11 protein-coding genes are annotated in these 13,417 nt (G+C 72.6%); 7 read left to right on the top strand and 4 right to left on the bottom strand.

Annotated features, from left to right (window positions below; all coding sequences use genetic code 11):
• Nucleotides 1-12: 12 nt before the first annotated feature.
• Complete coding sequence (locus ACYVP9_RS17625) at nt 13-624, bottom strand: YqgE/AlgH family protein (RefSeq protein WP_460606226.1); 612 nt, start codon at nt 622-624, stop codon at nt 13-15.
• A gap of 73 nt (nt 625-697) precedes the next feature.
• Here ACYVP9_RS17625 and ACYVP9_RS17630 point away from each other — a divergent pair, with 73 nt between their 5' ends.
• Nucleotides 698-1,984 carry an MFS transporter gene (locus ACYVP9_RS17630; protein WP_460606227.1) on the top strand — a complete coding sequence of 429 codons (1,287 nt, stop codon included), beginning with the start codon at nt 698-700 and terminating at the stop codon, nt 1,982-1,984.
• On the opposite strand, the gene ACYVP9_RS17635 is transcribed toward ACYVP9_RS17630, so the two are convergent.
• On the bottom strand, nt 1,953-3,392 hold the full coding sequence (locus ACYVP9_RS17635) for a CCA tRNA nucleotidyltransferase (RefSeq protein ID WP_460606228.1): 1,440 nt from the start codon (nt 3,390-3,392) through the stop codon (nt 1,953-1,955). The two genes, ACYVP9_RS17630 and ACYVP9_RS17635, sit on opposite strands and share 32 nt — an antisense overlap.
• A 73-nt stretch (nt 3,393-3,465) precedes the next feature.
• Here ACYVP9_RS17635 and ACYVP9_RS17640 point away from each other — a divergent pair, with 73 nt between their 5' ends.
• From ACYVP9_RS17640 to ACYVP9_RS17665, 6 genes are all read left to right on the top strand, one after another.
• Nucleotides 3,466-4,422 (top strand): NUDIX hydrolase, encoded by a 957-nt coding sequence (locus ACYVP9_RS17640; RefSeq protein WP_460606229.1) that lies wholly within the window; start codon nt 3,466-3,468, stop codon nt 4,420-4,422.
• A complete protein-coding gene (locus ACYVP9_RS17645) occupies nt 4,419-6,767 on the top strand; it encodes a DUF6049 family protein (protein WP_460606230.1) in 2,349 nt (782 codons plus the stop codon). Before ACYVP9_RS17640 ends, ACYVP9_RS17645 begins: the two co-directional genes overlap by 4 nt.
• A complete protein-coding gene (gene murJ / locus ACYVP9_RS17650; protein WP_460606231.1) occupies nt 6,768-8,765 on the top strand; it encodes a murein biosynthesis integral membrane protein MurJ in 1,998 nt (665 codons plus the stop codon).
• Nucleotides 8,762-9,823, top strand: a complete 1,062-nt coding sequence (trxB, locus tag ACYVP9_RS17655; protein WP_460606232.1) for a thioredoxin-disulfide reductase — start codon at nt 8,762-8,764, stop codon at nt 9,821-9,823. Before murJ ends, trxB begins: the two co-directional genes overlap by 4 nt.
• Nucleotides 9,824-9,913: 90 nt before the next feature.
• Complete coding sequence (gene trxA / locus ACYVP9_RS17660) at nt 9,914-10,243, top strand: thioredoxin family protein (RefSeq protein ID WP_460606233.1); 330 nt, start codon at nt 9,914-9,916, stop codon at nt 10,241-10,243.
• Between the two features lie 179 nt (nt 10,244-10,422).
• Nucleotides 10,423-11,538 carry an N-acetylmuramoyl-L-alanine amidase gene (locus ACYVP9_RS17665; protein WP_460606234.1) on the top strand — a complete coding sequence of 372 codons (1,116 nt, stop codon included), beginning with the start codon at nt 10,423-10,425 and terminating at the stop codon, nt 11,536-11,538.
• A 13-nt stretch (nt 11,539-11,551) separates the two neighbouring features.
• On the opposite strand, the gene ACYVP9_RS17670 is transcribed toward ACYVP9_RS17665, so the two are convergent.
• Together ACYVP9_RS17670 and ACYVP9_RS17675 are read right to left on the bottom strand one after the other, a co-directional pair.
• Entirely contained in the window at nt 11,552-12,151 is a 600-nt protein-coding gene (locus ACYVP9_RS17670; RefSeq protein ID WP_460606235.1) for a GNAT family N-acetyltransferase, read from the bottom strand.
• Between the two features lie 18 nt (nt 12,152-12,169).
• Nucleotides 12,170-13,405 carry a pyridoxal phosphate-dependent aminotransferase gene (locus tag ACYVP9_RS17675; RefSeq protein WP_460606236.1) on the bottom strand — a complete coding sequence of 412 codons (1,236 nt, stop codon included), beginning with the start codon at nt 13,403-13,405 and terminating at the stop codon, nt 12,170-12,172.
• Nucleotides 13,406-13,417: the final 12 nt, after the last annotated feature.

Consider the following 13,417-nt stretch of genomic DNA (forward strand, 5'->3'; position numbering starts at 1 on the left):
CCGAGTTCGACCTCAGTTGCGGGAGGCGTCCTCGGGGTAGCTGGACAGCAGTGACAGCGGCGGCGCCTGGCGGCGCAGCACGTCACGCCACAGCGGGCGCGGCTGCTCGCTGAACAGGTCGTCGGCGCTGCCGTCGACCACCCACCAGGCCCCCTCGTCGAGCTCGCCGTCGAGCTGGCCGGGCGACCAGCCCGCGTGCCCGGCGAAGACCCGCAGCCGACGGGCGTGCGGGGCGATGACGGTGACGTCGCCGTCGAGGTCGATGGTCTGCACGCCGTCGACACCCTCGGGACCTGGCTCGTCGACGTCCGTCGACAGCTGCGCCCCCTGCTCGTCGAGCTGGCCGAGGCACAGCGCGCCGTCGGGCTGCACCGGACCGCCGGCGAACACCACCGCGGGCCCGCTGGCGGCGTCGTGCCACTCGGGCAGCACCTGCCCGACCGGCGTGTGGCTGGGACGGTTGAGGACCACACCGACCGTGCCGCCACCGTCGTGCTCGAGCAGGTAGACCACGGTGCGGCCGAAGTGCGGGTCGGTGAGCAACGGGGTCGCCACCAGCAGGCGGCCCGCGGCCGGGGGCAGACGCAGGCCCGCGGGCAGATGCGTCCAGTCCGGCAGGGCCATGTGCACATCTTGACGGGTCGACGCCGCCGCGACCATGTGAGCCGGGCCCCGGCGGGCGATTAGCCTCGCCGTCATGCCCCGGCGCCGTCACCTGCTGGACGCGCTGCGCACACCGCAGGCCCGGCGGCTGCTCTCCGTCCGCCTTGCCGGACAGTTCGGCGACGGCGCGTTCCAGGCCGGGCTGGCCGGAGCGGTGCTGTTCAACCCCGAGCGCCAGGCGGACGCCGCCGACATCGCCGCCGGTTTCGCGGTGCTGCTGCTGCCCTACTCGCTGCTCGGTCCGTTCGTCGGGGTGCTGCTCGACCGGTGGTGGCGACAGCGCATCCTCGCCGTCGCCAACGTGGCGCGCGCGGGGGGCGTCGTCGTGTTCGCGCTCGGCATCGGAGCCGGCCTCGACGGCCCCGGCTTCTACGCCTCCGCCCTGGTGCTCATCTCCGTCGCCCGGTTCCTGCTCGCGGCGCTGTCGGCCGCCCTGCCGCGGACGGTGCCCGCCGCCGAGCTCGTCACCGCCAACGCGTTCTCGACCACCGCGGGCACGGTCGCCGCGACCGTCGGCGGTGCGGTCGCCGTCGGGGTACGGGCGGTGATCGGCTCGGGCGACGGCGACTACGCCGTGATCACCGCGGGTGCCGCGCTGCCGTTCCTCGTCGCCGCCGTGGTCGCGACCGGATTCGGGCGCACCGTGCTCGGGCCGTCCGAGGAGCAACGCGCCGGACGGGAGACCATCCGCCAGATCGCGCGCGGCCTCGCGGCCGGCGTGCGGCACGTGGCCGAGCGCCGCCCGGTGCTGCGCGGCCTCACCGTCATCACCGTGCACCGGCTCGGGTTCGGCATCACCACCGTCTGCACGGTGCTGCTGTACCGCAACCGGTTCGCCGACGACGGCTTCTTCCGGTCCGGTCTGGCGGGGCTCGCGCAGGTCGTGGCCATGATCGCCGTCGGCGGCGCGCTCGCGGCCGCCGCGACCCCCCTCGCGTTCCGCCGGCTCGGACCGGTGCGGTGGCCGGCGGCGCTGCTGCTCGCGGCGGCCGTCGTCCAGCTCACCTGCACCCTGGCCTACCGTCCGCCGCTCGTGCTGCTGGGCGCGGCGCTGCTCGGCTTCGTCGCCCAGGGCGTGAAGATCAGTGTCGACACCCTGGTGCAGCAACAGGTCGACGACGACTTCCGCGGGCGCGTGTTCGCGGTCTACGACACGCTGTTCAACCTGACCTTGGTCGTCGCGGCGGTGCTGACCGCCGCGGTGCTGCCGGCGGACGGCTACGCGCCGGCGTCCGTCGTCGTCATCGCCGCGCTCTACCTGGTGGCCGCGGTCGCGTACGCGCGGTCTGTCAGGCCTGGTGCGCGGTCCACCACGACCTGAGTTCGGCCTCGGCGCGCTCGCGACCGAGCGGGCCGTGTTCCATGCGCAGCGCGAGCAGGTGCTTGTAGGCCGCGCCCACCTCGCGTCCCGGCGCGATGCCGAGCAACGCCATGATCTCGTTGCCGTCGAGGTCGGGACGGATCGCGTCGAGCTCCTCCTGCTCCTGGAGCTCGGCGATGCGCTGTTCGAGCGTGTCGTACGCCCGGCTCAGGTTCTGCGCCTTGCGCTTGTTGCGGGTCGTGCAGTCGGAGCGCACGAGCTTGTGCAACCGGGGCAGCAGCGGGCCTGCGTCCTGCACGTAGCGCCGCACGGCGGAGTCGGTCCACTCGCTGGTGCGGTAGCCGTAGAAGCGCAGGTGCAGGTAGACGAGCCGGCTGACGTCCTCGATCAGCTGGTTGGACGCCCGCAGCGCCTTGAGCCGCTTCTTCGCCATCCGGGCGCCGACGACCTCGTGGTGGTGGAACGTCACCCGACCACCGGACTGGAACTCCCGGGTCGCGGGCTTGCCGATGTCGTGCAGCAGCGCCGCCCACCGCAGCACGAGATCGGGCCCGTCCTGCTCGAGGTCGATCGCCTGGTCGAGCACCTGCAGCGTGTGCGCGTACACGTCCTTGTGCTGGCCGTGCTCGTCCGCGGCCATGCGCAGCGCGGGCAGCTCGGGCAGCACGACGTCGGCGAGGCCGGTGTCGACCATCGCGGTGAGCCCGGCACGGGGGGCAGCTCCGCCGAGCAGCTTGGTCAGCTCGGCGAGCACCCGCTCGGGCGTGATCCGGGCGAGCTCACCGGCCAACTGCTGCATCGCCGTGGCGACGTGCGGGTCGATGGAGACGCCGAGGGTGGAGGTGAACCGGGCCGCGCGCAGCATGCGCAGCGGGTCGTCGCGGAACGACTCCTCGGGCGTGCCGGGCGTGCGCAGCACCCCGCGGGCGAGGTCGGCGAGACCGCCGTACGGATCGGTGAAGGTGCGGTCACCCGTCACCGACACCGCCATCGCGTTCATGGTGAAGTCGCGACGGCGCAGGTCGTCGTTGAGCGAGTCGCCGAAGCGGACCTCGGGGTTGCGGGTGACGCCGTCGTAGGCGTCGGCGCGGAAGGTCGTGATCTCGCACATCAGCGACCCGATGCGCGCGCCGACGGTGCCGAAGCGGATGCCGGTCGTCCACGTCGCCGACGCGAGGGGCTCGACCAGCTCGAGGATGCGCTCGGGACGGGCGTCGGTGGTGAAGTCGAGATCGTCGGACGGCCGGCCCATCAGCGCGTCGCGGACCGGGCCGCCGACCAGGTGCAGTTCGTGGCCGGCCCCCGCGAACGCCTCGCCCAGGCGCCGTGCCCCGTCCGGCAGCGGCACCAGCTCACCCGGCGACGTCAACGGACGGTCCTCTCGGGTTGCGCTCTCGGGTGATCCCACGGACGGCCAGCGTACCGAGCCACCGCGCCCCGCTTGACCGGGTGCGGCCAGGTACGACCGTTACCATCGGGCCATGTCCCAGGGCCCGTCCTCCCCGCAGGACGGCGAGGGGACGGACGGCACGCCCGACGGTCCTGTCGACGGCGCCTCCCCGCCGCCCGGGCAGGGCCGCAGCCGCAGCAGCCGGCGCCGCCGCAACCGGCGCGCCCGGCAGCGGGCCGAGCGTGCCGCCGCCTCGGGCGCCGGCATCGATCACACCACCCCGGACCGGCCGGCCGACGGCTCTCGGGCGTCGGCTCCCGCGGCCGCGGCGCCCGACACCGGCGCCGCCCCGCCCGTCCGCCCCGCCCCGCCGGTCCACCCCGCACCGGCCGCGACCCCCGGGCCGCCCGCCTCCCGCGCCGGCGACGGCCCGAAGCCCCGTCCCGGCCCGCGGCCCACGCACCGGCTCGACGGCAGCACGAGCAAGCAGTCCAAGTCCGCCGGCCGCAAGGGCGGCGGACGCCGCGGCGAAGGCACGTCCGGTGGGTCGGGTGGTGCGGGCTCGTCCGCGGGCTCGGCGTCCGGCGGACGGCGCCGGGGCGCCCGCCGGTGGATGCGCCAGGTCGACGAGTTCAGCGCCGGGGGCCTCGTGCTCGACCTCACCGGCGACGTCCCCCTCGGTGCCCTCATCGGCCGTATCGACCGCCAGGGCCGGCTGCTGTGGTCGCTGCCCAAGGGCCACATCGAGGCCGGCGAGACGGCCGAGCAGGCGGCCGTCCGCGAGGTCGAGGAGGAGACCGGCATCGCCGGCGTCATCATCGGCGAGCTCGGCGTCATCGACTTCTGGTTCGTCGCCGAGGGACGGCGCATCCACAAGACCGTGCGGCACTACCTGATGCGCCGTACCGGTGGCGAGCTGTCCGACACCGACATCGAGGTCGACGAGGTCGCGTGGGTGCCGCTGCCCCGCATCCGCGAACGGCTCGCCTACCCCGACGAACGCGGGTTGGTCGACACCGCGGGCCGGATGCTCGCGGAGTCCGCGTGACCCCAGCGACGGCGCCGGCGCGGCGCCGCACCCGGCGGGCACCTTGCCTCGCCGCCGTGGGCCTCGCCGTGCTCACGTCCCTCGGTCTCGGCGGCCCCGTCGTCGCGCCCGCCCTCGCGCCGGCCGCGGCCACCCCGCCGATCACCCCGGACTCGACCCCGGCCGTACCCCGCACGGCCACGACGTCCGGTACGAGCGCGCACCGGGCCCGGGCGACGGCGCGGGCCACCACCCCGGTCACGATCGCCGTGGCGCGCATCAGCCCGTCCACACCGACGACCCCGAAGCGCTCGTCGTCGACGCAGAAGCTGCGCTTCACCCTCAGCGTCACCAACAACGGCGACTCCACGATCCGCGGCGCCCGCGTGCTCGCCTTCCGCGGCGAGCCGATCGGCAACCAGGCCGCGCTCGAGCAGAGCCTCGCCGACACGTCCGCCCCGAAGGCCGAAGGCCTCGACATCGCGCCGACGGCGCGGGTGCGCGTCGACCTCACGCCCGGACAGCTCAGGACGTTCGTGTTCACGACCACGGCCGGGCTCGCCAACGGTCCCGGCCTGTGTCTCTGCGACAACAAGATCTACCCGATGACGTTCGCGGTGCGGGCCGACGACGGCGCCGGGGACGTGCTCGGCACCACCCGCACCTACGTCCCGTCGATCTACCGCGCGGTCGAGCCGACCCGGGTCAGCTGGGTGTGGCCCCTCATCGACCGCCCGCACCGCATGCGGTCCGACACCGTGTTCACCGACGACGCCCTGGCCGCGTCCGTGGCCGAGGGCGGCCGGCTCGATCGCGCGTTGCGGGTGCTCGAGGACGTCTCCGCGTCCGGGGACGGGGTGCCGGTCACGATCGTCGTCGACCCGGAACTGCTGGACGAGCTCGCGGTGATGGCCACCGGCAAGTACACGGTGCGCACCGGCTCGGGCAAGTCCATCCGCGGCACGGGCGAGTCGGTGGCCACGGCCTGGCTGGCCCGCTTCACCGGCCTGCTCGGGTCGGACGACGCCATGCAGGTCTCGCTCACCCCCTTCGCCGACCCGGACGTGCAGGCGCTGGCCGGCACCCGGATCGACTGGACCGCCGGGCTGCCGGCCGAGATGGCGGCCCGCGTGCAGGACCTGCTCGGCGGGCGCGAGCCGCTGAGCGACGTCGCGTGGCCGGCCACCGGGGCCGTCGGCGCACGGGCGCTGGCGGACCTGGTCGCCTCCGGCGCGTCGACCGTGGTCCTGAACTCGACCGGCATCACGCCGAGCACGGCGGACAGCCTGCCCGTGGCGGTGTCGACGCTGCGCTCGGGTGGCACCCGCGTCACGGCCGCGGTGATCTCCAACCAGCTGCGCGCGACGACCGCGGCGGCCGTCGGGCCGGACGACGGCGGGCAGGCCGACCTGCCGCGGCTGGTGTCCGAGGTGGCGATCCGGTCCATCGAGGCCGACGACACCCCGACGTACGCGGTGCTGGCGCCGCCCCGCTACGTCGACCCCGACCCCGACCGGGCGTCGCGCGCGATCCTCGACACCAGCGTCAGCCCGTTCGCCACCGCGATACCGCTGCGCTCGCTGGGGCGCTACCGGCCCGAGGCGCTGAGCACCCTGCGCGTGCCCCGCAGCACTGTCGGGTTGCCCGGCCCCAACCTGTCCGCGGCGGCCGACACCGATGCGGCACGCCCGACCCTCGATTCGCTGCTGGGCACGTCGAACCGGTCGGCCGATGCCGAGACGTTGCTCGAGTCGTTGCCGCAGATCGTGCAGCGCCTCACCTCGTCGGCCTGGCGGCCCACCGACGACTCCCCCTTCGACGACGGGCTCGGGCCGCAGATCGCCACCGGGGTGGCCCGTTACATCACGGGACTGCTCACGAGCGTGCGCATCGTCCGGCCGTCCTCGGGCACGTACACGCTCGGGTCCGAGGAGTCGCGGTTGCCCATCACCGTCGAGAACGACTCCAGCTACACCGTGCAGGTGCAGGTGCTGGTGCGCTCGCAGGACGACCTGCCCGGGTACTCGATGACCGAGAGCCCCGAGACCCAGCAGATCCCGCCGAACTCCAAGCTCACCGTCCGGGTCCCCAGCAGGCTGGACCGCACCGGACGCATCCCGATCGAGGCGCAGCTGCTCACCTCGACGGGTGCGGCGCTGGGCGACGAGGTGCCGCTGTACGTCCGCGGCACCGTGTTCGGAACCGTCGGCGTGATCATCACCGTCGTCTCGGGTGGCGTGCTCGCGCTGGCGCTGCTCGTGCGCTTCGCCCGCCGGGTGCGGCGGCTGCGGCGCCAGGCCGCGCAGCGCCGGGGCACCGCGTCGCGCAGCAGGGCCGCCGCAGGCGCTCCGGGCGGGCGGGCCTAGATGACGCACCACGACGGCGGCGACTGGAGCGCGCCCACGATCTACCATGCGCGGCAGTACGTCGAGCCGCGGACCTTCACCGAGGCCGACCCCATCGGCTCGCTGTTCGTCGAGGATCTCGAGCCCGGGGCAGCCTCACCCCGCTCCCGGCGCGGCGACACCGTCGTGGCCGAACTTCCCGGCGGCGGCGCGGACGCCGGGGTCTGGGGCAGCACCACCCTCGTCGGCAAGCCTCGGCGCGAGCGCAAGAAGAACGCCGCTGCGACGCCACCGGTCGACGAGGCGGCGACCCCCAGCACCACCCGGGTCGCTCCCGAGCTCGATTCCCCCACCAGCGCGGCACCGGGCACGACGGCCGGACCCGACCCCGACGCGGCACCCGCCGAAGCACCCGCCGAACCCAGCGAGGACACGTCGAACCGCCGGTTGCTCGCCGCCAGCGGGTCGATGGCGGTGGCCACGCTGGTCAGCCGGCTGACCGGCTTCCTGCGGACGATCTTCATCGTCGCCGCGCTCGGCGTCGGCGGGGTCGGCAACGCCTACAACTCCGCCAACACGTATCCCAACCAGGTCTACGAGCTGCTGCTCGGCGGGGTGCTGTCGAGCGTGCTCATCCCGCTGCTCGTGCACGCCCAGACCGAGGACGAGGACGAGGGCGTCGCCTACACGCAGCGGCTGCTCTCCATCGCCGCGGTGGCGATGGGCGTCATGACGATCCTGGCGGTGATCGCCGCGCCGTGGATCTCCGCCGTGTTCGTCGACGCCGGCCCGCAACGCGACCTGACCACCATCTTCGCGACCCTGCTGCTGCCGGAGATCTTCTTCTACGGTCTCGGCGCGATGTTCATCGCGGTGCTCAACATCCGCCACAGCTACAAGGCGGGCGCCTGGTCGCCGGTGCTGAACAACATGATCATGATCGTGACGGTGGTCGTGTTCTGGCTGCTGCCGGGACCGGCGACGCTGAACCCGAGCACGATCACCACGCCCCAGATCGTCGTGCTGGGCGTGGGCACGACGCTCGGCATCGCGGCGCAGGCCTTCGTGCTCGTCCCGTCACTGCGCAAGGTCGGCTTCCGCTGGCAGTGGCGCTTCCGCGCCCAGCCGAACGAGGTCGGGCGGCTGCGCGAGGTCGGCGTTCTGGGCGGATGGGTGCTCGGGTACGTCGCCGTCAGCCAGCTCGGCGTGTCGGTGATCCAGAAGGTCGGCAACAGCAACGGCGGTTACACGGTCTTCACCAACGTCGACCTGTTGTTCCAGATGCCGTACGGCATCCTCGTCGTCTCGCTGCTCACCGCGATCATGCCGCGGCTGTCCCGGGCCGCCATCCGCGAGGACAACGAGGCCGTCGTCGCCGACCTCGGACTCGGCGCCCGGTTGTCGGCGATCGGAATGCTGCCGATCACGGCGGGGCTCATCGCCCTGGCGCCGGCGATGGCGGTCACCCTCTTCTCCTACGGAGCGAGCTCCGCCGAGGGCGGCCGCCTGATCGGTACGGCGCTGGCCTGGTCGGCGTTCGGGCTGTTCCCGTTCGCTCTCGTGATGCTGCAGCTGCGGGTGTTCTACGCCATGCGCGACGGCAAGACGCCCACGATCATCAACGTGTTCATGGTCGCTGCCAAGGTCGTCCTCGTGCTGGTCTCCAGCGCCGCCTTCGACGGCGACCGGGCCATCGAATGGCTCAACATCTCGACGTCGCTGTCCTACGTCGTCGGCGCGATCGTCGGCCACATCGTGCTCACCCGCCGTCTCGGCCGGCTCGGTTTCACGGCCGTGGCCCGGACGGCCGTCCAGATCGGCATCGCGTCCGTCGCCGGTGGTCTGGCGGCGTACGGGGTCGTCCGCCTCGCCGAGTCTGCCCTCGGCGAGGGGCGGACGGGGGCGGTCACCGGGTTGATCGGCGGTTCCGTCGTCGGGCTCGTCGTGCTCGCGGTGGTCGCCTGGCGCCTGCGCATCCCCGCCGTCCAGCAGGCGATCGCTACCGTCCGGGGGAGATGACGGGCGCGGAATGCGCGAGGTCCCGGTCCCGTTCACGCAGACGTAGAGGCACGACGAGAGGTTCGGCAGTGACAGAAGAGCACCGCAACGTCATCATCATCGGCTCGGGCCCGGCGGGGTACACGGCCGCGCTGTACACCGCGCGCGCCGACCTGAAGCCCCTGGTGTTCGAGGGCTCGCAGTACGGCGGCGCGCTCATGAACACGACGGACGTCGAGAACTTCCCCGGCTTCCCGGACGGCATCATGGGCCCGCAGCTCATGGAGCAGATCCGCACCCAGGCCGAGAGGTTCGGCGCCGAACTGGTCGCCGACGACGTGGTCGAGGTCGACCTCACCGGCCCCGTCAAGAAGGTCCGCACCCTCGGCGGCGGCTACACCGCCGACGCGGTGATCCTCGCCATGGGTTCGGCGTACAAGAAGCTCGGGTTGCCCCGTGAGGACGAGCTGTCCGGGCACGGCGTCAGCTGGTGTGCCACCTGTGACGGCTTCTTCTTCCGCGACCAGGACATCGCGGTCGTGGGCGGCGGCGACACCGCCATGGAGGAGGCCACGTTCCTCAGCCGGTTCGCGAGGTCCGTGGCGATCGTGCACCGCCGCGACTCGTTGCGGGCCAGCGCGATCATGGCCGAGCGGGCCGAGTCCGACCCGAAGATCACGTTCGTCTGGAACAGCGAGGTCGCCGACATCCACGGCGACACCGCCGTCACCGGTCTGAGGCTGCGGGACACCGTCACCGGCCACGAGCGCGATCTCGAGGTCGGCGGCCTGTTCATCGCCATCGGTCACGACCCGCGCAGCGACCTCGTCCGCGGCCAGGTCGAGCTCGACGACGAGGGCTACGTGCTCACCGGCGAGGGCACGCTCACGAACATCCCGGGCGTGTTCGCCGCCGGCGACCTCGTCGACCACACCTACCGGCAGGCCATCACCGCCGCCGGCACCGGCTGCCAGGCCGCGCTCGACGCCGAGCGCTACCTGGCCGCCCTGCCGCAGCGCACCGAGTCGAACACGGCCCAGGCGCAGCACGCGGTGTCGCCCACCGTCGTCGCCGGGTAGGGCACCGCCAGGAATGTCGGGGGCGGTCAGTACGTTCTGACCTCGTCCCAAGGACGTCAGACCATCACCACCACACCTACAGGAGACACCATGGGCGCTCACACCAAGACCGTGACCGACAGCAGCTTCAAGGCCGACGTGCTCGGCGCCGACGAGCCGGTGCTCGTCGACTTCTGGGCCGAGTGGTGCGGTCCGTGCCGCCAGGTCGCCCCGGTGCTCGACGAGATCGCCAGCGAGCAGCAGGGCAAGCTCACGATCGCCAAGCTGAACATCGACGAGAACCCGCAGACGGCTCGCGACTACCAGGTCATGTCGATCCCGACGATGGCCGTGTTCCACAAGGGCGAGCTCGTCAAGACCATCGTGGGTGCGCGTCCCAAGGCCGCCATCCTGCGCGAGCTCACCGAGTTCACCGCCTGATCCGTCCGGGCGCGACCGTCGCTGAGACGCGGCGAAGAGATCGACCCAGGGCCGCCCGGCAATCGCCGGGCGGCCCCGTCCGTTACCGGTCCTGCGCCCGACGTGAGGCAGAATGACCGGTGGCCCGCTGCAGGCAGCAGGCCCGTGACCGACGCTCCCGACCGATTGGCCCGTTCCTGATGCAGCCACTGCGCCGTGGCATGACCGGCAGTGCGGTCGCCGAGGTCCGCGGGATGCTGGCGACCATCGGGTTGCTCAACAACACCGACCCCGCGGCCGGGAACCTGTTCGACGAGGGCACCGAGCTCGCGGTGCGCCACTTCCAGCAACGTCGCGGCATCTCGGTCGACGGAGCGGTCGGGGCCGAGACCTATTTCGCACTGCGCTCGGCGCACTGGAAGCTCGGTGACCGCCCGCTCGCGCACGAGCCCGCCCATCCCCTCACCGGCGACGACGTCACCGAGCTGCAGACCCAGCTCATCGAACTCGGGTTCGCGCTCGCGAAGGCGGACGGCGAGTTCGGTCCGGCCACGGCCGAGGCCCTGCGGGCCTTCCAGCGCGACTACGGCCTGATGTCCGACGGCGTGTGCGGCCCGGCCACGATGCGTGCGCTGCGCCAGCTGGGCCGGCGGGTCGTCGGCGGCCGTCCGCAGTTGCTGCGCGACATGGCCGCGGTCGCCGAGGCCGGTCCGAACCTGCTGGGCAAGCGCATCGTCCTCGACGCCGGCCACGGCGGCGGCGACACCGGGGTCGTGGCCGACGGCATCACCGAGGCCGATCTCGTCTGGGACGTCGCGTCCCGCCTCGAGGGACGGCTCGCCGCGCTCGGCGTGCAGTCGTGGCCGACCCGCGGTCCGGGCAACGGCCCGTCCGAGGCCGACCGGGCGCGCCTGGCCAACGAGCTCGGCGCCGACCTCGTGCTCTCGCTGCACGTCGACGGGTGCGAGTCACCACGCGCCCACGGTGTCGCCGCCTACTACTACGGCGCCGGCGAGTCGACGTCCACCATCGGCGAGCGGTTGGCGGAGCTGGCCCTGCGCGAGGTCGTCGCCCGCACCGGTCTCGGCAACAACCGCATCCACACCAAGACCTGGTCGTTGCTGCGCATGACCCGCATGCCGGCCGTCCGCATCGAGCTGGGCTACCTCACCAACCCGCTCGACCGCACCCGGCTGCTCGATGCCGCCGTGCGCGACACCATCGCCGAGGGGCTGCTGGTCGCCGTCCAACGGCTGTACCTGCCGAAGGCGGACGACCCGGAGACGGGCGTCATGCAGATCTCCGCCATCGCCTGAGCGCCCGCGCCCGTCACCCGGACGGGGCCGGGCTCGCCCGTTTCTTCAACACCCGGGCCACCGCGTGCTCCACGTCCTCGCGCCACGTGGCGACCGAGCGCAGGTCCATCCGCAGCCTGGGTGTCGCGAGGTGCGGACGTACCGTCCGGAACCCGACGGCCAGCAGGAAGTCCGACGGCAACAGGCATCCGGAGCTCACCGCGGCCGGCCCGTGCCGTCCGAACACCTCGATCGCACGGATGCCGCGCCGCAGCGTGTCCCGGGCGACGCCCTGCACGAGCATCCGGCCGAACCCGTGACCGACCAGGTCGTCGCGCACGCGCACGGTCGTGAGCAGCACGCTGTCCGGCGAGGCCGGGGCGGTCGCGAACGCCTCGGCGCGCGGCACGTAGGCGGCGGGCGCGTAGAGCGCATGCCCGACGGGATCGCCGTCCACGTAAAGGATCTGACCGCAGCTGCCCCACTCGCGCAGCGTCTCCGAGACCCAGCCCGACTTCGCGTCGACGCTGTCCGACAGCGAGTCCGCCGGCGTGGTCTGCCAGAAGGAGCAGGCATGGCACCGGCCATCGACCCGCGCGACGTCGCCCAGCCGGTCGAGGGTTAGATTTTCCAACCGACGTGCCATCGTGGATCAGAGGTCGCCGCGGTACCCGGACAGGAATTCGGCCAGCCGGCCGATCGACTCGATGAGATCGTCCTTGTACGGCAGCGTCACGATGCGCAGGTGATCCGGCTTCGGCCAGTTGAAGCCGGTGCCCTGCACGACGAGCACGTGCTGGGCGCGCAGGAACTCGAGCACGAACCGGCGGTCGTCCTCGATCGGGTACATCTCCGGGTCCAACCGCGGGAACACATAGAGGGCGCCCTTCGGTTCCACGCAGCTGACCCCGGGGATCGCCCGCAGCGCCTCGACCGCCGCGGTGCGCTGCTCGAGCAACCGGCCGCCGGGCAGGATGAGGTCGCGGATGCTCTGCCGCCCACCGAGGGCGACCTGCACCGCGTGCTGCGCCGGGACGTTCGCGCACAATCGCATGTTCGTGAGCATCGTGATGCCCTCGAGGTAGCTGGCGGCGTGGCGCTTCGGACCGCTCACCATCATCCAGCCGGAGCGGAAACCCGCGACGCGGTAGGCCTTCGACAGTCCGTTGAAGGTCAGGGTGAAGATGTCGGGCGCGATCTTGGCGAACGTCGTGTGCGTCGCGTCGTCGTAGAGGATCTTGTCGTAGATCTCGTCGGCCATGACCACGAGGCCGTGTTCGCGCGCCAGGCCGGCGATGCCCTGCAGCACCTCGGTGCCGTAGACGGCGCCCGTCGGGTTGTTCGGGTTGATCACGACGATCGCCTTGGTGCGCGGCGTGATCTTCGAACGGAGGTCGTCCAGGTCGGGCTGCCACCCGTTGCTCTCGTCGCACAGGTAGTGCACCGGACGTCCGCCGGCGAGTGACGTCGACGCCGTCCAGAGCGGGTAGTCGGGCGCGGGGATCAGCACCTCGTCGCCGTCGTCGAGCATCGCCTGCAGGCTGATGGTGATCAGCTCGCTGACACCGTTGCCGAGCCAGACGTCGTCGACGTCGATCCAGTCGACGCCGAGGGTCTGGTAGTGGTGCACGACGGCGGTGCGTGCCGAGAGCAGGCCCTGCGAGTCGGAGTAGCCCTGCGCCGTCGAGAGATTGCGGATGACGTCGACGAGAATCTCGTCCGGGGCCTCGAAGCCGAACGGTGCCGGGTTGCCGATGTTGAGCTTGATGATCCGGCGACCTTCCTCCTCGAGGCGCTTGGCCTCCTCGAGCACCGGGCCGCGGATGTCGTACAGGACGTTCTCGAGCTTGCGCGACTGCGTCAGGTCCACCTCGCCACGATGACACATCCCGTCGACGGC

Source organism: Jatrophihabitans fulvus, assembly GCF_054781375.1.